This is a genomic window from Actinomycetota bacterium, assembly GCA_036280995.1.
GTDB lineage: Bacteria > Actinomycetota > CALGFH01 > CALGFH01 > CALGFH01 > CALGFH01.
In genome coordinates this window covers 1-21,234 of record DASUPQ010000591.1, presented here as the reverse complement: position 1 = coordinate 21,234, position 21,234 = coordinate 1, and the positions used below count along the sequence as shown (strand labels likewise).

Annotated in this window: 18 protein-coding genes; 8 read left to right on the top strand and 10 right to left on the bottom strand. The window is 76.1% G+C overall.

Annotation, left to right across the window (positions count from 1 at the left end; genetic code table 11):
- Positions 1-50 precede the first annotated feature (50 nt).
- Positions 51-1,715, top strand: coding sequence for a response regulator transcription factor (locus tag VF468_19950; GenBank protein ID HEX5880563.1), 1,665 nt, complete (start codon positions 51-53; stop codon positions 1,713-1,715).
- Here VF468_19950 and VF468_19945 read toward each other — a convergent pair.
- Positions 1,712-2,890, bottom strand: coding sequence for a glycosyltransferase (locus VF468_19945; GenBank protein HEX5880562.1), 1,179 nt, complete (start codon positions 2,888-2,890; stop codon positions 1,712-1,714). The two genes, VF468_19950 and VF468_19945, sit on opposite strands and share 4 nt — an antisense overlap.
- 61 nt (positions 2,891-2,951) lie before the next feature.
- Entirely contained in the window at positions 2,952-3,842 is an 891-nt protein-coding gene (locus VF468_19940; protein ID HEX5880561.1) for an alpha/beta fold hydrolase, read from the bottom strand.
- Positions 3,843-3,893: 51 nt separating this feature from the next.
- Here VF468_19940 and VF468_19935 point away from each other — a divergent pair, with 51 nt between their 5' ends.
- Positions 3,894-4,847: a TIGR03560 family F420-dependent LLM class oxidoreductase gene (locus VF468_19935; GenBank protein HEX5880560.1), complete on the top strand. Its 954-nt coding sequence runs from the start codon at positions 3,894-3,896 to the stop codon at positions 4,845-4,847.
- A gap of 52 nt (positions 4,848-4,899) precedes the next feature.
- Positions 4,900-6,111, top strand: coding sequence for an MFS transporter (locus VF468_19930; GenBank protein ID HEX5880559.1), 1,212 nt, complete (start codon positions 4,900-4,902; stop codon positions 6,109-6,111).
- On the opposite strand, the gene VF468_19925 is transcribed toward VF468_19930, so the two are convergent.
- Positions 6,108-7,751, bottom strand: coding sequence for a GTPase (locus VF468_19925; GenBank protein ID HEX5880558.1), 1,644 nt, complete (start codon positions 7,749-7,751; stop codon positions 6,108-6,110). The genes VF468_19930 and VF468_19925 overlap by 4 nt on opposite strands.
- Positions 7,744-9,516, bottom strand: coding sequence for a GTPase domain-containing protein (locus tag VF468_19920; GenBank protein ID HEX5880557.1), 1,773 nt, complete (start codon positions 9,514-9,516; stop codon positions 7,744-7,746). The genes VF468_19925 and VF468_19920 overlap by 8 nt, the downstream gene beginning before the upstream one ends.
- Before the next feature lie 131 nt (positions 9,517-9,647).
- Here VF468_19920 and VF468_19915 point away from each other — a divergent pair, with 131 nt between their 5' ends.
- Complete coding sequence (locus tag VF468_19915) at positions 9,648-9,923, top strand: GlsB/YeaQ/YmgE family stress response membrane protein (GenBank protein ID HEX5880556.1); 276 nt, start codon at positions 9,648-9,650, stop codon at positions 9,921-9,923.
- A 171-nt stretch (positions 9,924-10,094) separates the two neighbouring features.
- On the opposite strand, the gene VF468_19910 is transcribed toward VF468_19915, so the two are convergent.
- Complete coding sequence (locus VF468_19910; protein HEX5880555.1) at positions 10,095-10,745, bottom strand: helix-turn-helix domain-containing protein; 651 nt, start codon at positions 10,743-10,745, stop codon at positions 10,095-10,097.
- A 63-nt stretch (positions 10,746-10,808) separates the two neighbouring features.
- On the opposite strand from VF468_19910, the gene VF468_19905 reads away from it, so the two are divergent.
- Positions 10,809-11,105 (top strand): hypothetical protein, encoded by a 297-nt coding sequence (locus VF468_19905; protein HEX5880554.1) that lies wholly within the window; start codon positions 10,809-10,811, stop codon positions 11,103-11,105.
- On the opposite strand, the gene VF468_19900 is transcribed toward VF468_19905, so the two are convergent.
- The 4 genes from VF468_19900 to VF468_19885 form a co-directional block, all read right to left on the bottom strand.
- A complete protein-coding gene (locus tag VF468_19900) occupies positions 11,102-13,978 on the bottom strand; it encodes an ATP-binding protein (protein ID HEX5880553.1) in 2,877 nt (958 codons plus the stop codon). The genes VF468_19905 and VF468_19900 overlap by 4 nt on opposite strands.
- A complete protein-coding gene (locus VF468_19895; GenBank protein HEX5880552.1) occupies positions 13,965-14,576 on the bottom strand; it encodes a hypothetical protein in 612 nt (203 codons plus the stop codon). Before VF468_19895 ends, VF468_19900 begins: the two co-directional genes overlap by 14 nt.
- A complete protein-coding gene (locus VF468_19890) occupies positions 14,573-15,904 on the bottom strand; it encodes a hypothetical protein (GenBank protein HEX5880551.1) in 1,332 nt (443 codons plus the stop codon). The genes VF468_19895 and VF468_19890 overlap by 4 nt, the downstream gene beginning before the upstream one ends.
- Positions 15,905-16,003: 99 nt before the next feature.
- A complete protein-coding gene (locus VF468_19885; protein HEX5880550.1) occupies positions 16,004-17,575 on the bottom strand; it encodes a 4-coumarate--CoA ligase family protein in 1,572 nt (523 codons plus the stop codon).
- 77 nt (positions 17,576-17,652) lie between these two features.
- Between VF468_19885 and VF468_19880 the strand changes: the two genes are divergently transcribed.
- Entirely contained in the window at positions 17,653-18,201 is a 549-nt protein-coding gene (locus VF468_19880; protein HEX5880549.1) for a hypothetical protein, read from the top strand.
- 1 nt (position 18,202) lies between these two features.
- Here the strand turns inward: VF468_19880 and VF468_19875 are convergent, their stop codons facing one another.
- A complete protein-coding gene (locus VF468_19875; GenBank protein ID HEX5880548.1) occupies positions 18,203-19,465 on the bottom strand; it encodes a hypothetical protein in 1,263 nt (420 codons plus the stop codon).
- A gap of 120 nt (positions 19,466-19,585) precedes the next feature.
- On the opposite strand from VF468_19875, the gene glgA reads away from it, so the two are divergent.
- Together glgA and VF468_19865 are read left to right on the top strand one after the other, a co-directional pair.
- Entirely contained in the window at positions 19,586-20,785 is a 1,200-nt protein-coding gene (gene glgA / locus VF468_19870; GenBank protein ID HEX5880547.1) for a glycogen synthase, read from the top strand.
- 62 nt (positions 20,786-20,847) lie between these two features.
- Complete coding sequence (locus VF468_19865) at positions 20,848-21,201, top strand: hypothetical protein (GenBank protein HEX5880546.1); 354 nt, start codon at positions 20,848-20,850, stop codon at positions 21,199-21,201.
- The last annotated feature ends 33 nt before the right edge of the window (positions 21,202-21,234 follow it).

The following is a 21,234-nucleotide window of genomic DNA, read 5'->3' as shown; positions in this document are numbered from 1 at the left end:
GGGCAGCTGCCCCATTTCCGGGGGCGGGTCGGGTTGCCATACTTGGCGCCATGACCGACGTGGAGCCGCTGGCCGCCGGGCGCGCCGCCCTGGAGGCGGGCCGGTGGGAGGAGGCCCGCGCGGCCTTCGCGGCCGCCCTGGCCGAGGAGGAGACGCCGGAGGCCCTGGACGGCATGGGGACCGCCCTGTGGTGGCTGGGCGAGACCCGGGCCAGCGTCGCCCACACCGAGCGGGCCTACACCGGCTTCCGCGAGGCCGGCGACGCCGTCGCGGCCGCCGTGGCCGCCATGAGCCTCTGCGTCACCTGGATCGCCAACTTCAGCAACCACGCCGCCGCCGGCGGCTGGCTGGCCCGGGCCGAGCGGCTCGTGGCCGACGCCGACCCGAACCCGCTCCAGGGCTGGCTGTGGCTGCTGCGCGGCTACCTGGACCCGGATCCCGCCAGGGCCCGCGAGCTCCAGCAGCGGGTCCTGGAGCTGGCCCGGGTCACCGGCGACCCCGACCTGGAGCTGTGCGCCCTCGGCGACCTGGGACTGACCCTGGTCACCCAGGGCCGGGCCGACGAGGGCCTGGCCCTGATCGACGAGGCCATGGCCGGCACCCTCGGCGGCGAGCGCCGCCGGCTCGACACCGTGGTCACCGCCTGCTGCGACATGCTGGTCGCCTGCGACCTCGTGGGCGACCTGCGCCGGGCCACCCAGTGGTGCCAGGTGGCCGACCGGTTCATCGACCGCTACGGCTGCCCGTTCCTGTACGCCCGCTGCCGCACCCTGTACGGCGGCGTCCTGGTCGCCAAGGGCCGCTGGGACGAGGCCGAGCGGGAGCTGCTGGCCGCCATCCGCATGGCCGAGGGGGCCGGGCCGGCCTCCCACGCCGAGGCCCTGGCCCGGCTGGCCGACCTGCGCCTGCGCCAGGGGCGGCTGGAGGAGGCCGAGGAGCTGCTGCCCGAGGGCGCCGGCGGCCGGACGGCGGCCCGGGCCGCGGCCCGGCTGCGGCTGGCCCGGGGCGAGCCGTCGATCGCCGCCGGGCTGCTGGAGCGCGCCCTGGAGGACGACGGCCGGCCCGCCGCCCACGGCGAGCGCCACCTCCGGGCCGCGGCCGCCCTCGAGACCCTGGTCGTCGCCCGGCTCGCCCTCGGCGACCTCGACGCCGCCGAGGCCTCGGCGGCCCGCCTGGCCCGGCTGGCCGAGGACGCCGGGGCCGGCCAGGGCCAGATGACCGCCCTGGCCGCCCAGGCCGCGGCCCGGGTGGCCGCCGCCGCTGGCCACCCGGACGAGGCCAGGCGCCTGCTGGGCCGGGCCCTCGAGCTGTTCGCCCACGCCGACCTCCCCCACGAGACGGCCCTGGCCCGCCTGGAGCTGGCCCGTGCCCTGGCCGGCGCCAATCCCGAGCTGGCCGTCGCCGAGGCCAGGAGCGCCCTGGCCGCGTTCGAGGAGCTGGGAGCCGGAGGCGACGCCGACGCGGCCGACGCCCTGCTCCGCTCCCTCGGCGCCCCGGGCCGGACCGGCCCCAAGCGCGTCGGGGTGCTGACCAGGCGCGAGCAGGAGGTGCTGCGGCTGGTCGGCCTCGGCCTGTCCAACCCCGAGATCGCCCAGCGCCTGTTCATCAGCCGCAAGACCGCCGCCCACCACGTCAGCAACGTCCTGGCCAAGCTGGGCGTGCGCAACCGCGCCGGCGCGATCGCCTACGCGGCGCGGCAGGAGCAGCAGAGCTAGCGGCCGCGCCGCCCCTCCCGGACCCCCGCCAGGGCGTCGGCGTAGACGGCCGCGTACGTCCTGGCCGCCCCGGCGGCGCCGAACCGGGCCGCCGCCAGCTCCCGGGCCGCCGCGGCCATCCGGGCCGTGCCGGCCGGGTCGGCCAGGACCGCCTCCAGGGCCCTGGCCAGGGCGTCGGGCCGGCCGGGGAGGAAGGTCCGCCCCGTCCGGCCGTCGGCGACCACGTCGAGCAGGCCGCCGGAGGCGGCGGCCACCACCGGGGCGCCCGACAGCTGGCCCTCGACCGCGACCAGGCCAAGGCCCTCGTCCCGGCCGGGCACGACCAGGGCGGCCGCCCGGCGGTAGCGGCCGGCCAGCTCGGCCTGAGGGAGCTGGCCGTCCCAGCGGACCCGGCCGGCCACGCCCAGCTCGCCGGCCAGGCGGCGCAGGGCGGCCTCCTCGGGGCCGGCGCCGACGACCCGCAGGGGCAGGCCGGCCGCCGGCCCGGTCAGCCCGGCCAGGGCCCGCAGCGCCACCTCGGCGCCCTTCTGCCGGTCGAGGCGGCCGACGAACAGCAGCTCGTCCCGGGGCCGGTCGCCCGGCCCCGGGGAGAAGGCGAGGTCGTCGACGGGCATGGGGGCGACCGTGACCGGGGGGTCCAGGCCGGGGGCGAACCCGGCCGCCTGCCCGGCCAGCCAGCCGGACACGGCCGTCACCCGGGCCGAGGCCCGCAGCACCCGGGCGCAGGCGGCCCGGGCCGCCGGGCGGGTCCGGGCCAGGCGCACGTCGGTGCCGTGCAAGGTGGTGACCAGCGGCAGCCCGGTCCGGGCGGCCAGGGCCTGGACCCCGGCCGGGAACCACCAGTGGGCGTGGACCAGGTCGGCCCCCCGACCGGCCCGGCGCGCGGCCAGGGCGCCGGCGCCGAGCAGCCCGGCCAGGGCCAGCGCCCCCGTGGGGCTGGCCGCCCGGCGGTGCATCTCGCCCGCGTAGGCGAGGCGCTGCGCCCGGGCGGGCGCGTAGCGGTAGCGGCGCACCGCGACCCCGCCGAGCCGTTCGGCCGCGGCCAGCCCCTCGGCCGCCGGCGCGACGGCCGCCACCTGGACCCCCTCGGCCCGCAGGGCCACGGCCAGCCGCAGCAGGAACCCCCCGGTCAGGTCGTCCACGCTCCGCGGGAACGCGTGGGCCACGAACAGCACCCGCAAATCGTCTCCCGGAGGGCTACCGCCTCCGGCCGCATGAGCCCCCCGGACCCCCCACTCACCCACCGGCGGCGCCGTCCGCGCGGTCGGCGTTCTCGACCAGGGCGTCGGCCAGGGCCGGCCAGAACCCGGGCGGGAGCTCGTGGCCGAGACCGGGGACGACCAGGAGGCGGGCCCCGGGGATGGCCGCGGCCGTGGCCTCGCCGCCGCTGATGCCGATGACCTGGTCCTCGTCGCCGTGGACGACCACCGTCGGCACCCGGATCTGGCCGAGGGCCGCGGTCCGGTCGCCGGCGGCCAGGATGGCCGCGAACTGCCGCCCGGTCCCCTTGGGGTGGTAGGCGCGGTCATAGCCGCGGGCGGCCCCGCGCCGCACCGCCTCCTCGTCGAACGGGAAGGCCGTGCCGGCGCTGATGGCCCGGGCGTTGGCCACCACCTGCTCGATGAACGCCTCCCGCTCGGCCGGCATCGCCGACAGCAGCACGCTGGCCGCCTCGCCGCTGGGCCGGCCGACGGCCCGGTCCCCGGTGGTCGACATGATCGAGGCCAGCGACCGCACCCGTGCCGGGTGCCTGGTCGCCAGCAGCTGGGCGATCATGCCCCCGAGCGAGATGCCGGCGATGTGGGCGGCCGCGACCCCGGCCGCGTCCAGCACCGCGGCGGCGTCGTCGGCCATGTCCTCGAGGGTGTAGGCGAGCGTGGCGTGGTCGCCGGCCCAGATCGAGGCCAGGTTGACCGGTCCGGCGTCGTCGAACCAGGTCGACAGCCCGGCGTCGCGGTTGTCGTAGCGGAGGACCAGGAACCCGCGCGAGGCCAGCTCCTGGCAGAGCCCGTCCTCCACGGAGATGAGCTGCGCCCCCAGCCCCTGGACGAGCAGCAGCGGGCGCCCCGCCGGGTCGCCGACGGCCTCGTACTCGATCTCGGCCCCGTTCGCGTGTGCCTTCGGCATGGCGGGCATCGTACTGTCCGTTGGCCGTCAGTAGCCGAGGAGGGGTTCCGCATGCGGGTCTGCCTGATGATCGAGGGCCAGGAGGACGTCACCTGGGAGCAGTGGCTCGCCCTGGCCGGGGCGTGCGAGGAGCACGGGCTGGAGGGCCTGTTCCGCTCCGACCACTACGGGCCGCTGTTGGGCATGCCCGACCGGGGCTCGCTCGACGCCTGGGCCACCCTGGCCGGGCTGGCCGCCCGGACCAGTCGCATCCGCCTGGGCACGCTGGTCTCGCCGGCCACCTTCCGGCCCCCGGCCGTGCTGGCCAAGAACGTGGTCACCGTCGACCACATCTCCGGCGGCCGGGTCGAGCTGGGGCTGGGGGCCGGCTGGCACGAGGGCGAGCACCGCGCCCACGGCTTCGAGTTCCCGGCCACCCCTGTCCGCATGGAGCGGCTGGCCGAGCAGCTGGAGATCGTCACCCGCTCCTGGAGCGAGGACAGCTTCTCCTTCCAGGGCCGTCACTACCAGATACAGGACCTGCGCCTCCTGCCCAAGCCGGTGCAGCGCCCGCGCCCGACCCTGCTCGTCGGCGGCCGCGCCGGGCCCAAGAGCCTGGCCCTGGCGGCCCGCTTCGCCGACGAGTACAACGTCACCGGCATCCCCATGGAGGAGCTCCCGGAGCGGCGGGCGCGGCAGCTGGACGCCTGGCGGGAGGCCGGCCGGGACCCGGGCACGGCCCGCATGTCGCTGATGACCACCGGCGTGGTCGGCCGCGACCAGACCGAGGTCGAGCAGCGGGTCGGGCGGGTCCTGGCCGTCACCGGCAGCGGCGACAGCGTCGCCGAGGTGATCGACGCCAAGCCCAACTGGCTGCTCGGCACCGTCGGCCAGGTCGTCGAGCAGCTCCGGGGACTGGAGGCGGCCGGGATCAGCCGGGTCATGGTCCAGCACCTGGACCACGCCGACACCGAGATGGTCGCGGTGCTCGGGGAGGTCGCTGCTAGCATGGACGCCAGCCCCTGATCCCGTCTGGCCTGGAGGTCGACCCCGGCTGCGCACCTTCCGATCCCTTGGCGTGCGCAACTTCCGGTTGTTCTTCGTCGGCCATCTCGTCTCCTCCACCGGCACCTGGATGCAGCAGGTCGGCCAGGACTGGCTGGTCCTGCGGCTGACCGACGCCCCCCTGCCGCTCGGGATCACGATCGCCCTCCAGTTCTCCCCCATGCTCGTGCTCGGGGCCTGGGCGGGACTGGTCGCCGACCGGGTCGACAAGCGCCGCCTGCTGCTGGCGGCCAACTCGGCCATGGCCGCGCTCGCCCTGGTCCTCGGGGTCCTGACCGCCACCGGGGCGGTGCGGCTGTGGATGGTCTACGCCCTTGCCCTGCTGCTGGGCTGCGTCACCGCCTTCGACATGCCGGCCAGGCAGGCGTTCGTCAGCGAGATGGTCGGGCCCGACCGGGTCGCCAACGCCGTCGGGCTCAACAGCGCCAGCTTCAACACGGCCCGCGTGCTCGGCCCGGCCGCGGCCGGCGTGCTGATCGCGGTGGTCGGGATCGCCCCCGCCTTCTTCATCAACGCCGTCTCCTACCTGGCCATGATCGGCGGCCTGCTGGCCATGGACCCCGACCGCCTGTACCGCCGGCCCGGCGAGGAGCGGGGCCGGGGCCAGATCCGGGCCGGCGTGCGCTATGTCTGGGCGACCCCGGTGCTGCGCTCGACCGTCCTGCTGGTGGCCGTCGTCGGCATGTTCGGCCTCAACTACCGGGTGGCCCTGCCGCTGCTGGCCCGGTTCGCCTTCGACGGCGGCCCCGGCGCCTACGGGGCCCTGGCCGCCATCATGGCCGCCGGCTCGGTCGTCGGCGCCCTGGCCGTGGCCCGTCGGGGCCGGCCCTCGCGGCTGCTGCTGGTCGGGTCGGTGGCCGCCTTCGGCGTGCTGTCGTTCGCGGCCGCCGCCGCCCCCACCATCCTGGTCGAGGCGGCGGTCCTGTTCCCCATCGGCGCGGCCAGCCTGGCCTTCGTGGCCACGGCCAACTCGACCGTCCAGCTCGCCTCCGACCCCGAGAAGCGCGGCCGCGTGATGAGCCTGTTCGGCCTCGTCCTGCTCGGCTCCAGCCTCCCCAGCGGCCTCCTCAGCGGCTGGCTGGCCGGCCAGTTCGGTCCCCGCTCGATCCTGCTCCTCTCCGGGGTCTCCTGCGTCCTGGCCGCCGCCGTGGCCACCTTCACCGCCCGGCGGGGTCGGGTCGAGCGCTCCCCGGCCCTCCCCGGCGACGCCGAGCGGGCCGCCTAACAGGAATCCCGCAGATCCGAGAGGGCCACCAGCAGTCCCGAGCGCGCCGCCTCGAGCTCGGCCAGGGGTTCGGACATGGCCGCCTCGACCTCGGTGGCGACGGTGGCGTCGAGGTCGCCGGTGAGGCGGTCGGCCCAGCGGCGGCCGGCGCGGCGGGCGCTGGCCGACAGCAGGCGGGACAGCAGCCAGCCGACCAGCAGGCTGCCGACCACCAGGACGAGGGGGACGGGGACGTCGCGGACGGTCGGGAGGTCGGGGAGGTCGGCCTGGGCCCGGCCGGCCAGGTAGAGGGTGAGGTACCAGAGCAGGCCGGCGGCGAAGGCGACCGTGACCAGGGTCTGGAGCACGCCGATGAGGGGCCAGAGGAACGAGCGGGGCGGTCGGGCGTGGTCGACCGTGCCCCTGGCCACCGCCCCGTCGATGGCGTCGGTGACGCGCTCCTCCAGCCGCTCGGGCCTGGCCAGGCCCATGACCTCGGCCCGCAGGGCCGGAGGGGCGGCCGTGGCCGCCCGGCGGAGCAGGTCGTGGACCGGGTTGACGGTGCGGCTGAGGGTCGAGCGGCTCCGCCAGGCGCGGGCGTAGGCGACCGGGTCGATCGAGCGGGCCGAGGCGGGGCCACGATCGCCGGCGCCGCGGGCCCGGGCCACGGCGGCCAGCAGCCGGCCGAGGGGGCCGGCACCGGCGGCCCGGGCCTCGGCCAGGGTGCGGCGCCGGCAGGCCCGGCGCACCCCCTCGACGTCGACGGCCGAGCGGGCCGCGGCCACCGCCGCCCGCCGCGCGTCCCGGCGGGCGGTGTCGCCGACCAGCGGCCGCCTCGCCGCCTCGCCCTCCAGGCCGGCCTGGCGGGCCAGCTCGACCCCGCGCTGGCGGGCCTCGGCGGCCAGCCGCTCGGTCACCACCGCCTTGGCCTGGAGGCGTTCCGACAGCCAGGCCCGCAGGGCCGCCAGCTCGCCGTGGTCGTGCCCGTCGGGCGGGTCGGCGGAGACGACGAACACCGGGCGGCCGGAGATGCCGTCGCCCTCGAGGGTGCGGCGCAGGTCGGTGGTGAGGGCGGTGACCTGGCGGGCGTCGCCGATCACGTCGCGCCGGTTGACCACGAACGCGGCCCGGTCGGCATGGTGGGCCAGCGGTCGCAGGTAGTCCTCGTGCAGCACCCGGTCGTTGTACTTCTCCGGGTCCAGCACCCAGCAGACGGCGTCGACCCGCGGCAGGACCTGGTCGACGGTGGCCCGGTGGCGGGCCTCCACCGAGTCGTAGTCGGGCAGGTCGAGCAGGCACAGGTCGGTGAAGGCGGGATCGTGGTGGCTGACCACCTTGTCGACCCCGACCCAGCGCAGCAGCGGGCCGAGCTCGGCGGCGGCGTCGGCCGGCACCCAGGCGACCGGCTCGGCGGTCACCGGACGGGTCGGCCCGGGGCGGCTCACCTCCTGGCCGGCGAGGGCGTTGAGCAGGCTCGACTTGCCGGCGCCGGTGCCGCCGGCCAGGGCGCACACGAACGCCGTCCCCGGGAACCCGAGCCGGGTCCTGGCGTCGGCCAGCGTCTCGCGCGCCGGCCCGGTGTCGAGCCCGAGCCGCTCGGCCGCCTCGGCCACCCGCTCCAGCCCCTCCAGGCACGCGCCCAGATCGCTCCGGCTACCCACCGGTTGGCTCTCCGCTCAGGCTGGCGATCAGGCGTTCGGCCTCGGCCAGGACCCGGTCGGCGGCCGCGCCGAGGGCCTCGGGGCCCTCGCCGGCCGCGCCGAGGGCCTCGGGGCCCTCGCCGGCGGGGGCGAGCAGGTCCAGGAAGCGGCCGGCGTCGGCCTCAAGGATGGAGCGCAGGGAGCGGCGGAGGTCGCGCTCGGCGGCCCGGATGATGTCGGCCACGGCCGCCTCGCCGATCAGGGCCTCCAGCAGCTTCTGGTTGATCACGGCCGTGCCGCCGGCGATGGCGACCTCGCCGCCGGTCAGGCCGGCCGAGTGGGCGAACACGGCCAGCATGGCCACCACCCCGATGGCGTTGACGCCCAGGGAGGCCGCGAAGGCGAACGCCCGCCGGCTGTGGCCGCGCTCCTCGACCATCTTGGTCAGCCGGGTCAGCCACTCGGTGAGCTGGGCCCGGGCGTCGGCCTCCAGCTCCGGGCCGTGCCCCCACAGCCCGGGGTTGGCCTCCAGCAGCAGCGCCCCCGCCGGGTCGGCCGCCCAGGCGGTGGCGGCGTTGCCGGCGGCGACGTCGGCGTGCCGGACCAGCGCCCCGACCAGCTCCTCGAACGCCTGCTCCTTGGTGCGCTGGAGCTCGGGGGCGCCCCGGGCCGGCTGGAGGTGGCGGGAGATCCAGGCCCGGACCCGCCCGATCCCGGTCGACAGCCAGCGGCCGACGTCGCCGACCCCGACGAACTCCTGCCAGGAGCGCATCACCTCGCCCCGGAGGAACTCCCCGCCGGCCAGCCGGTCCTGGAGCCGCTCCTCCTCGGCCGCGTACGCCCGCTCCACCGGGGCCCGCAGGGCGGCGGCCCGGCGCCGGTCCGCCTCCAGGTCGCCGGCGACCTCGGCCACGGCCGCGGGCAGGCCGGCCAGGGCGCCCCGGAGCGCCTGGGCCTTGACCGCGGTCAGGGCGGCGGTGTCGGCCGACAGGTCGGCCAGGGCCCGGCGCACCGGCTCGATGGCGGCAGCCTCCAGGCCGTCGGTGGCCGGGTCGCGGGCCCCCTCGACCACCCCGAGCAGGGGCAGGTCGTGGCCGCCGGGCCCGGCCGTGCCCAGGCCGGCCTCCTCGAAGCGCCTGCGGGCGTCGTCCAGCACCGCCCGCTGGTCGGCCTCGCGGCGGGGGAGCCGGTTGACCACCACCAGCAGCGGCACCCCCCTGGCCTTGGCCTGGCGCAGGAACTCCCAGGGCACGTAGTCGGCGTAGCGCTGGGCGGTGGTGACGAACAGGCACAGGTCGGCCGCCTGCAGCAGCTCCTCGGCGGTGCGACGGTTCTGGGCCTCGACCGAGTCGACGTCGGGCGCGTCGACCAGGGCGATCTCGGGGAAGGCGCGGTCGTGGACGACCAGCTGGAGGCGGTCGGCGTCGGCCAGGGCGGCCAGCACCTTGCCGGCCATGAAGGCGTCGACCTGGCCGGGGGCGAGCAGCACGACCGGCCGCATGGTGGTCGGCCGCACCACCCCGCTGGGGCTCACGGCCGCGCCGGCCAGGCCGTTGAGCAGCGACGACTTCCCGGCCCCGGTCGACCCGAGCAGGATGCAGACCAGCGGCGCCTCCAGGTCGCGGACCCGCGGCAGCAGGTAGTCGTCGAGGTGCCAGGCCAGCCGGCGCCGCCGGGCCGGCCCGAGGTCGCCCGGAACGGGCGCGCTGGGCGTGGCCACGGCCACCTGCCCGGCCAGGCCGGTCAGGGCCTCCTGGAGGGCGGTGGTGTCGGCTGCGGTGGGCATCGTCCTCTCCAACTACCCGGTCGAGTCCCCGCCTAGCATCTCACCAGGAGCGCCCGCGGCCCTGAAACCAACCGGATGCCGGCGAGGTCTAGATCTGCGTCATCGTCCACTGACGCGGGAGGAACCACGGCATGGGCATCATCGGTTGGATCGTGCTCGGCCTGATCGCGGGGGCCATCGCCAAGGCGATCCTGCCCGGCGACGACCCGGGCGGCATCATCGTCACCATCATCGTCGGGATCGTCGGCGCGCTCCTCGGCGGGTTCCTTGCCCAGGTGCTGTTCGGCAACGACACCCTCGACGAGTTCTTCGACCTCAGCACCTGGCTGACCGCCATCATCGGTGCCGTCATCCTGCTCGTGCTCTACCGGCTGGTGACCGGCCGAGGCAGGCGCCGGGTCACCTAGCCCAAGGCCTGGTCCGGCGGCGCGTCGCCGCACCGCCGCCGGACCAGTTCCACCGCACCCGAGCGACCTCTCCGGCGGCGAGGTTCCAAGCGGGCAAGGCGACCAACAGGGAAGGCTGGTGGCGATCCGCCACGGCTACCCGCTGACCCGCCCGGTCCGCCGCTCCGGCTCCTAGGGCAACAGCGCGGCGGTCAGCGTGGCGGCCAGCCAGCGGCCGTACCGTTCGGGCGTCCAGCCCCGCTGGAGCACGAGCAGGTCCCAGAGCTCCGGCGAGTTGTGGCTCCAGAGCAGGTCGCGGGCCTCCTCCACCGAGACGTCCGGGCGCAGGTGGCCCTCCTCGTGGAGGGCCCTGGCGAAGATCGTCATGCCGGTCAGCCGCTCGGCCTGGAGCTGGTCCCAGACGCCGGCCGCCTCGGGGTCGGTGGCCGCGGCGGCGCGGGCCAGCAGCTGGATGGGGACGTGGCGCGGGGAGACCTCGGCGACGAAGTCCCCGTACAGGGCCAGCTTGCGGCGCGGGTCGGGCTCGGCCCGGACCCGTCCAAGGGCGGCGCGCTGGAGCATCGGCACCGGCTCGTCGTCGCCGGCCATGGCCACGTCGAAGACGGCCTTGAGCAGGGCCGGCTTGTTCCCGAAGGCCTTGTAGACGCTCTGCACCGAGACCTCGGCGGCCGCCGCCACCGACGGCATGGTGGTGGCGGCGTAGCCGCGCTCGAGGAACAGGCGCCGGGCCGCCTGGAGCATCGCCCAACGGTGCTGGATGGCCTGGCGCCGGCGGCCGCTGGCGTCGTAGCGGCGGCGGGGGGGCTTGACGTCCGAAGACATTCGGTAGAGACTCCTCTATCAGTTAGAGATCATTCTAACGAATTCTGGGGAGAGGAGGGGCACATGTCCTACGCCTTCTACTACGAGGTGCCGGGCACCGAGGAGCTCTACCGGCGGGTCCAGGCCGAGCTGGGTGACGACCCGCCCGAGGGCCTGCTCGTGCAGCTGGTCGTCAAGAGCGACGGCGGGCTGCGCCACATCGGCGTGTGGAAGTCGAAGCAGGACTGGGAGCGCTACCGGGACGAGCGCGCCGGTCCCGCCGTCGGCAAGGCGCTGGCCGCCGCCGGCATCGCCGGGCGCCGTCCCGAGCCGGTCGAGCACCCGCTGGAGGTCGTCGACGTCCTGACCGGCGCCGCCTAGCCGCTGGCCGACAGCTCGCGCTCCGGGGCCCGCTCCTCCAGGTCGCCGACGCCGAGGCGGCTGAGCAGGCGGATCGGGGGACTGTAGGCGCGGCCGGGGTCGCGGGGGAGGAAGGCGAGCTGGAGGTCGCACCAGGAGAGGCGGAGCGACTCGGCGTTGGTCGGGGTGGCCAGCACGAACTGGACCCGGTCGGCCAGGGCGTGCATGAGGGCGGCCACGTGGTCGATGTTGGTCGAGTCCAGGTGGGCGATGTGCTCGTCCATGATGAGCAGGTCGGCGGCGTCGGCCGTGCCCATGGTGGCCAGCAGCAGCAGGATGGCGATGGTGGCCCGCTGGCCGCCCGAGTGGGCGGCGTCGCGGTAGGAGCGGCGCCGCTCGGTGGCCCGGTGGGCGACCAGCACGTCGACCCCGTACTCCTCGGGCCGGTCGCCGGCCAGCAGGCGCAGCTCGCCTTCGGCGCCGGCCGTCTGGCAGACCCGCGCGAACTCGCCGCTGAGCCGCTGGACGACCTCCCTCACCCCCTCCTCGAAGCGGCGCCTGGCCGCCTCGACCCGCTCCAGCTGCTCGTCCAGCTCACGCTTGCGCCGCTCGGCCAGCTGGTTGGTCTCCTCGACGGCCTCGGCCTGGCGCTCGCGGCCGGCCACCAGCTCGGGATCGCGGACCTCGGCCGGGAAGCGCTCCTCATCCTCGACCTGGCCGCCGAGCCAGTCGATGTCACGCAGCACCGACTCGGTGCCGGGCAGGTCGCCGGCGTCCAGCAGCGCCCGCTGCTCGGCGGTCAGCGGCCGGCCGGCCAGCTCCGTCTCCAGCCCGGCCAGCCGGCCGTCCAGCTCGGCCAGCTCGGGCAGGCGGGCCGCCAGGCGGATCTCGGTCTCGTTCTGGCGCGTCCTGGCCAGGGCCAGCTCGGCGTTGGCGGCGCCGAGGGCGCCGTCCAGCTCGCGCAGCTCGGCGGCGACGGCCCGCTCCCGCTCGACCAGCGCCGGCCGGTCGACCCCGGCCCGCTCCCGCGCCTGCTCGGCCTCGCCGACCCGGCCCTGGAGGTCGCCCAGGCGCTGGACGGCGTCGACCACGTGCGCGGCCTGCTGCCAGGCGGACCGCAGCTCGGCGATGGCCGCGTCAAGGGCGGCCAGCTCATCGCCGAGCCGGGCCGCCTCGGTCTTGAGGCCGAACAGGTGCAGCTCCCGGGCCCGGCGGCCCAGGACCGGCTGGGCCGGCGCCTCCAGCCGGGCGACGACGTCGCCGTAGCGCATCCCGTCGGGGGCGACCGCGGCCAGGCCCCGGCCGGCCAGGCCGAGGGCCTGGGCGGCGTCGTGGGCGGCCTGGGCGTCGAGCCGCTCCAGCAGCAGGCCGGCCTCGACCGGGCCCATGACGGCGGTGAGGGCGGCCCGGGGGTCGCCGGCCCCGCCCCGGGCGATCCCCCCGCGGTAGCCGGCCTCCACGGCCAGGGCGGTGGCCTGCCGGTAGGCGTGGGAGGGGACCAGCAGCGCCCACAGGGCGTCCCCGAGGGCGGCCTCGGCCCGGACCCGGGCCGCGTCGCCGGCGGCCTCGTCGGCCAGCTCCAGGACCTCGGCCACCACCGACGCCTCGATCCCGTTCGCGGCCAGCCGCTCCCGGAACGCCGTCACCTCGGCCGGCACGGGCACGCGACCGTCGGCCAGCACGGCCATGCGGGCCTGGACGTCGTCCAGGGTCGCGCGCAGCTCCTGGCGCCGGGCCAGGACCGCGGCCAGGCTGGACTCGGCCGCCTGGACCTCGCTCGAGGCCTGCTCGGCGGACCGCTCGCCGGCCAGGCCGGCCAGGCGCACGGCGGTCGCCTGGGCCTCCTCGGCCCGGGCCTCGGCGGCGGCCAGGCGCACCTCCAGGGCGGACCGCTCGTCGCGGGTCGCGGCCAGCCGGTCGGCCAGCTCCTTGGCCTGGTCGGCCAGGGCCACGGCCCTCGCCTCCAGCGCCGGCACCTGGCCGCCGAGCTCGTCCAGGTCGCGCCGGTCGGCGGCGATCCGCTCGGCGGCCGCGTCCCGCTCGGACCGGGCCGCCTCGACCCTGACGGCCACGTCGCGGTGCTCGGCCGCCGGGCGGGCCAGCTCACGGAGGAGGTCGAGCCGCTCCCGCAGCCCGGCCCATTCCAGGTGGCGGGCGGCCTGGCCGGCCAGGGCGCCCAGCCGGTCCTGCTCGACCCGGGCCGCCTCGACCGCCTCCAGGTAGGCGGCGCGGGCGTCGCCGGCCCGTTCCCGCTGGGCCTCGACCTCGTCGAGCAGGACCCGCTCGCCGGTCAGCTCCAGCAGCTTGGCCAGCAGGCCGGCCGGCCGCTCGTCCATCGTCCGGTCGATCGCCCCCTGGGGCAGGGCCAGCACCTCGCGCAGGGCCCGGGTGATGCCGGTCCGGTCGAGCAGCTCGTCGTACAGCCGGGGCCCGAGCCAGTCCTCCTCGGGGTTGGCCTTGAGGAAGGCCTCCAGGTCGTCGGCCAGCGGCTGCTCGAAGCCCCAGCGGTGCAGGCCGGGCAGGACCAGGTAGCGGCGGCTGTCGTGGGTGACCAGGCAGATCACCGACACCCGGTCGGCGTCGCGGAGCCGCTCGTCGGCGGCCGCGAACAGGCGCTCGCCCCGCCCGGGCAGGACCGGGTTGCTGAAGGTGGCCCGCAGGAAGGCCCGCTGGGCGGGCTCGCCCCCGGGGCCGCCGTCGAAGATGTACCGGTGGGAGCTGCGGCCGGGGGCGAAGCTGGTCACCCCGAGCAGCAGCTTGATGCCGTCGAGGAAGCAGGTCTTGCCCGAGCCGTTGGGCCCGGTGGCCACGTTGATGCCGTCGACCAGCAGGGGGATCGGGTCGGGCCGCAGCGACCCCCAGTGGACGAGCTGGACCTCCTCAATCCGTGGCATCGTCCCCCCGATCCTCTGGGGGGCCAGGCTTGAGCCCCCCAGACCCGCCGCCCCCACCGTCGAGCTCCGCGGCCCGGCGCCGCAGGTGGGCCAGGCGCTGGTGGCGGACGACCAGGGCCCGGGCCTGGTCGGCGGCGCCCGGCTCGTCCAGCGTGTCCAGCAGCGGCCCGGCCTCCACCCGGCCCTCGCGCAGGGTCAGGTAGCCGGCCCGGGCGAGCCGCTCGAGCACGCCCGGCAGGCCGGTGCCGTCCAGCCTCGCCCCCAGCAGCTCGGCCAGGTCGTCCGGGTCGAGCCAGTCCTGGCCGTCCCCCGCGCCGTCCTCGCCGGGCAGGAAGCGCAGGTGGAGCCAGCAGGTGGCCAGCACGGCGAGCTCGGCCGTGCCGAGGGCGAGCACCGGGTCGTGGCCCTCCAGCGCCGGCACCGGGCCGTCGAGCCGGGTCAGCCAGCGCTCCGAGGCGGCCGAGTAGACGAGCTCGCAGCCGGCCTCGCCCAGGCGCCGCCGCACCTCCTCGCGGGTCCCGGGGTCGCCCAGCTCGGGCACGTCGGTGGCGGCCACCGACCCCACCAGCAGCACCCGGCAGAGCTCGGTCGCGTTCACGTGGCCACCTCCTGGCGGTCACCCTCCGGGTCGCCGGCGAGGTCGATCCCGACCGGGCGCTCGGCGGCCAGCTCGGCGGCGGGGGCGCGCACACCGGTCCAGGAGATGACCCCGACCTCGTCGTGCCCGACGACGTCCAGCCGGGGCCGGGGTTCGAGCTCGGCGGCCATGCTGCCGTCCCCGGGCGGGCCCCAGCGCGACCAGGCCTCGACCACCGCGGCCATGCGGGCCGTGGCCTCGGCCCAGGTCCCGCCGACCACCCACGTGGCCAGGTCGGTCTCGCCCAGCCCGGCCAGCCAGGTCATCACGTCGGCGGCCAGCAGCACGAAGTCGGGCACGACCTCCGGCGACTCGACCGGCAGCAGGGTCGGCTCGGGCAGCGGCACCACCACCGGCTCGGGCCGGCCGAGGAGCTCGTCGAGGGCGGCCAGGACCTCGCCGCTCCGCACCGGCGCGACGGCCGGCGGCTGCCACAGGCGGCCGGCGACCAGCCCGGCCAGCGCCGATGGGTCGGTGGCGGCGACCACCTCGCGTAGCGCCGCCGGGTCCAGCTCGGGCCGGGGGCTGTGGACAACGCCGCGCCCTGTGGCTCCGGGCCGGCTACCCTCCCGATCAGGGGCCCCGGCAACCGGGGGTTGGGGCTGGGGCGCGCCCAGCGGGGCGGTCAGCTCCTCGAGCAGGGCCTGGAGCCGGCCGGCCACGGCGGCGGCCCGTTCCCGCTCGGCCTCGTGCCCCCCTGGCCGCGCCACCTGCCTGGCCATCGCGGCCAGGTCGTCGAGGTGGACGGCGGCGACCACGGCGGCCCCGCGCAGGTCGTCGTCGGCCCCCTGGTCGATCAGCCGGTGGAGCTCGACCAGGTCGCGCTCGAGCACGGCGGTGGCGGCCACGAAGGGCGCGAACGCCGACCGCTCGTCGACCCCGGCCGCCCGGGCCAGGGCCATCGCCGCCGCCAGGACCTTGACGGCCCGCTCGGGGGGGAGCTTCGGGGCGGCCAGCACGGCGCAGACCGTCGCCACCAGGTGGCCCTCGTCGGACAGGCGCCAGGCCGGCGGCCCGCCCGGCTGGCCGTAGCGGTCGACCTCGACCACCAGCCCGTCGGTGCGCAGCTCCGACAGCAGCCGGTTGGCCGTCGCCGGCTCGAGCCAGGTCAGCGCCTGGCCGGCGTCCTGCAGCGACCAGCTCGGCTCCGGGAGGGTGGTGAGCTGGCGGAGGACGGCCACCTTGAGCCGTTGGTAGGGTTGGCCGAGCAGCTCGGAGAACGGCCCCAGCGACGGCACGGCGCGGCCGGCCGGAGGCGGGGGGGAAGCGCGGTCCGAGCCCGGCCACATTGCAGCCACCATGGCACCACAACGTACCGCAACCCAGATCCGGGCGACCTAGGTACTGCTACGCAGCGCCGATGTGCCAGTCACCGTAGCCCATATGGGCTACCCGGGGTGCCGGTCCCGCTCCATCAGCACCCGGCGCAGGATCTTGCCCGACGCCGCCTTGGGGATCTCGTCGACGAACTCGACCTGGCGGACCTTCTTGTGCGGGGCGACCCGCTCGGCCACGAAGGCCATCAGCTCCTCGGGGTCGACCTGGCCGCGGGCGACCACGAACGCCTTGGGCACCTCGCCGGCCTCCTCGTCGGGGAGGCGGACCACGGCGGCGTCGCTGACCTCCGGGTGGGAGAGGAGCACCGCCTCCAGCTCGGCCGGGGCGATCTGGAGGCCCTTGTACTTGATGAGCTCTTTGACCCGGTCGACGATGTAGACATAGCCCTGCTCGTCGATCTTGCCCAGGTCGCCGGTGTGGAGCCAGCCGTCGGGGTCGAGCATGGCCGCGGTCGCCTCGGGGGCGTTCAGGTAGCCCTTCATCACCTGGGGCCCGCGGACCAGCAGCTCGCCGGTCTCGCCCCGGGAGACGTCGGCCCCGGTGGCCGGGTCGACCACCCGCATCTCGGTGTTGGGCAGCGGCACCCCGACCGATCCCGGCTGCGGCCCCTGGGGGGTGTTGAAGTTGGTGGTGACCACCGGGCTGGTCTCGGTCAGGCCCCAGCCCTGCATCACGGCGCAGCCCAGCCGCTCGTTGCAGGCCCGCTCCAGGCTGGCGGCCAGCGGGGCGGCGCCGGAGAAGACCGACTGCAGGGACGACAGGTCGTACTTGTCGACCAGGGGGTGCTTGGCCAGGGCGAGCACGATCGGCGGGGCCACGTAGGCCTGGGTGATGCGCTGGTCCTGGAGCAGGCCGAGGAACTGCTCGAGGTCGAAGCGGGGCATGGTCACCAGGGTGGCGCCCCGGGAAAGGGCCGCCGCCATCAGCACCACCAGGCCGTAGATGTGGAAGAAGGGCAGCACCGCGATCAGGCGCTCGCCCTCGTCGGCGAGCAGCGCCGTCGTCCCCTGGCAGAGGTTGGCGACCAGGTTGCGGTGGGTGAGCATGACGCCCTTGGGCAGGCCGGTGGTGCCGCTCGAGTAGGGGAGGGCGACCAGGTCGTTGGCCGGGTCGAATACCACCTCGGGCGGGGTGTCGCCGGCGGTCATGAGGCTGGCGAACGGGGTCGCGCCCTCGCCCTCGCCGAGCACGAACACCTCCTCGACGCCGCTGCGGCCGGCCGCGTCCAGGGCCTTGTCCAGGAACGGGGGCACGGTGAGCAGGAAGCGGGCCCCGGCGTCGGCGAGCTGCCTGGCGAGCTCGTCGGCGGTGTAGAGGGGGCTGACGGTGGTGTTGATCCCGCCCGCGGCCGAGACGCCGTAGAAGGCCAGGGCGTACTCGGGCAGGTTGGGGCTGTAGATGGCGAACACGTCGCCCTTGGCGAAGCCGCGGGCGGCCAGGCCGGCCGCCACCCGCCGCACGCCCCCGGCGAGCTGGCCGTAGGTCAGCGTCCGGCCGCTCGGCCCGTCGATCAGCGCCGCCTGATCGGCCCTGGCCATGGCGTCGGCGAGCACGAACTCGTGCAGGGGGAGGTCGGGGACGGTCACGTCCGGGTGGGGGCTGAGCACGATCTCGCCGGCCATGGCTGCCTCCTGGGGCCAGGGTTGTCAACCGAACGACATGGACGTCAGACTGAGGCCTCGGCTGGAGGTGCCGCAAGGTGTCCGACCGCTTCGACCATCTGGAAGACAACGAACGCGAGTGGCTGCGCGCCTCACGGCGCACCGCCGCCCGCCGTTCCTGGCTGCTCATCGGCGTGCTGGTGCTGGCCGCCATCTTCCTGGCCTGGCTGACCGTTGACGGCCTGCCCGGCGGCGACCGGGCCGCGACCACCACGACCACCCCGGACCAGCGGGCCATCGCCGACGGCGAGCAGGCCCTGGCCGACTGGGGCGAGTTCGCGGTCAGCAACGACCTGGCCGACGTCAAGGACTCGTTCTGGGCCAACGGGCCGCAGTACAAGCTGCTCGCCGAGCAGTCCAAGGACCGCAAGGCGCTGGGGCCGCCGCCCTACAAGATGACCATGACCGACGTGAAGGTCATCAAGCCCGGCGAGCGCGAGGACCAGCGGGTCCTGCGGGGCAAGGTGCAGATGACCAGGCCCGGTGAGAAGCCCCAGGCGTACAACTGGGACGTCCTGCTCCAGGTCGACCCGGCGGCCGGGGGTCGCTGGCGGCTCTGGACGGTCACCGAGACGGCCGGGACCTAGCTCACTCGGCCGGCGGGAGGACGATCTCCTCGTCGGGGTAGATCAGGTCGGGGTCGCCCGACCGGAGCCCGGCCCGGTTGGCCTCCACGACCTTGGCCCAGTACTCGGCCACCTCGCGGTTGGTCGGCTCCCCGGACCCGCCGCTGCGGGACCCGCGCAGGTGGTCGCGGGCGATCGTCCAGAGGTTGTCGCCCCGCTGGACCGTGTGGGTCCGCTCCTGCTGCTCCTCCTGGTCCCCCGAGCGGTCCTCTCCGCCTCCGCCCGGTGCTCCCCCGGTGTTCCCGCCGGAGTTCTCCGACCCTCCGCCGCCCGGCTCGTCGTCGTCACCGCCCGGCCCGGCGTCTTCGGAGGGCTCCTCTTGCGCCTCGTCGGACGGGGTCGCCGGGGTGAACTCGTAGCCCGGCGGCGGTGGCTCCCCCGGCCCGGCGGGGTCGAACTGGTAGGCCGGCGGCCGGGGCGCGGCGGGCGGGGGAGCGGGCCGGGTGGTGGTCGTGGCCGCCGCCCGGGTCGAGGTGGTGGGCGGCTCCGTGGTCGTCGGCGGCTGGCTGGTCGTGGTTGGCGGCTGGGTGGTCGTCGTGGGGGCCGCGGTGGTCGTGGTCTCGCGCGTCGTCGTCGTCTCGCGCGCGGTGGTGGTGGTCTCGGGAAGCGTGGTGCTGGTGGTCGACGTCGAGGTGGTCGAGGTCGACGTCGAGGTGGAGGTGGATGTCGAGGTCGACGTCGATGTCGATGTCGAAGTGGAGGTGGTGGTCGGCTCCTGGACCTCCGGGACATAGCCAGGGTCGGCCGGCTCGGTGGTGGTGGTCGCCTGGGCCGCGGCCACCGGCTTCCTCGCCGGCGGTCCCGCCCCGCTGCGGGAGTCGGCGGCCAGCGCCGGACCGGCCGCGCCAAGGGTGCCGCCGCCGACCATCGACGTGGCCAGGGTGACCGCGAGCGCATGGTCGGCCACCCGCCGGACCACCGGGATGGTGGCCCAGCTCACCGCCCGCACCGCCGCCGGCAGCCTGGTCAGGCTGGCCAGCAGGTACAGCACCGTCGAGGCCAGCAGCCAGTAGGCCATCACCAGCGCCACCGTGCGCAGCAACGCCCCGAGGACCTCCTGCACCGGGCTCGACAGCAGCCACCGAACCGGCTCGTCCCAGCCGATGCGCAGCCCCGGGAACCGCCCCAGCCAGTGCAGCCCGAGCACGGCCGCCAGCTCCAGCCCGAGCAGCCCGAGCAGCGAGCCCGTCCTGCGCAGCGGCGCGGTCCGGCCGGCGGTTCCCATCGTCTGCCCACCTTCGGTGGATCTGGACAATATGCACAAGCAAGTCAAGTCTGGGCCAGGCCCTCACGGGGTGTCAACGCGCTAGCATCGGGCTTCCGCTGGATCCGGAAGGAGCGTCCCGTGCGCGTGGCCCTGCTCAGTCGCGAGTATCCCCCAGATGTGTACGGCGGTGCCGGAGTGCATGTCGAGTACCTGGCGAGAGAGCTGGCCAAACTGCTCGACCTCCAGGTCCACTGCTTCGGCGCCCCGCGGCCGCCCGGCCCGCCGGGGTCGCCGGAGGTGATCGCCCACCCGACCTGGGACGCCCTGAAGGGCGACGGCCGCCACCTCGGGGCCCTGCGGACGATGGCGACCGACCTGTCGATCGCGGCCGGGGTCGAGGGCGTCGACCTGGTCCACAGCCACACCTGGTACGCCAACCTGGCCGGGCACCTGGCCAAGCTCCTCTACGGCATCCCCCACGTGGTCAGCGTGCACAGCCTGGAGCCGCTGCGGCCCTGGAAGGTCGAGCAGCTCGGCGGCGGCTACCACGTCTCCCGCTGGTGCGAGCAGACGGCGATCGAGGGGGCCGACCGGGTGATCGCCGTGTCGGCCGGCATGGCCACCGACATCCTCTCGGTCTACCCGGCCGCCGACTCCGGCAAGCTGCAGGTGATCCACAACGGCATCGACACCGACCAGTACGCGCCCGACCACGGCACCGACGTGCTGGAGGCCTACGGGGTCGACCCCGACCGGCCGTCGGTGATCTTCGTCGGCCGCATCACCCGCCAGAAGGGCGTGCCCCACCTGCTGGACGCCGCCCTGGCCCTCGACCCGGCGGCCCAGCTGATCCTCTGCGCCGGGGCGCCCGACACCCCGGAGCTGGGCCGCGAGGTCACCGCCAAGGTCGAGAGGGTCCGCCAGGAGCGGGGCGGCATCATCTGGATCGAGAAGATGCTGGAGCGCCGCGAGGTCATCCAGCTGCTCACCGCCGCCACCGTGTTCGTCTGCCCCTCGGTCTACGAGCCCCTCGGCATCGTCAACCTGGAGGCCATGGCCTGCGAGACGGCCGTGGTGGCCACGGCCACCGGCGGCATCCCGGAGGTGGTCGTCAACGGCGAGACCGGCCTCCTGGTCCCGTTCGAGAGCGACGGCGCCGGCGCCGCCCGCGACCCCGACCGCTTCGCCGCCGACATCGCCGAGCGCCTCAACAGCGTCCTCGCCGACCCCATCCTGGCCGAGTCCATGGGCAAGGCCGGCCGCCGCCGCGCCGTCGAGCAGTTCAGCTGGACCGCCATCGCCGCCGAGACGGCCGCCCTCTACGCCGGCCTGACCTGATTGGCGATGGTCCCGGAGGGGAACGTCAACGGGACAAGGGTCCCGTTGGCGAAGGAGCGACCATGACGTCCGATGATCCCCTCCGGGACGACGAGATGGAGACCGTCCGCGACCAGGAGCCGGCGTCTCCCGACCAGGCCGGCGCCACCCCCGCCGGGATCGACACCGGCGTGATGATGGACGCGGCCGACTCGGGCACCCTCGACCAGTCCGACGTGCCCGCCCCCAGCGGGGCCAGCGACACCGGCGCGATGATGGACGAGCGCGACACGGGCACGGTCGACCAGTCCGACGCGCCAGCGCCCAGCGGGGCCAGCGACACCGGTGCGATGATGGACGTCGCCGACTCGGGCACCGTCGACCGGACCGACGTCGGGGAGCCCGGGGATGCCGACGCCGGCGAGCCCGGCCGGTAGCGACCCGCGGGACGGCGCGGCCGGCGACGTCCT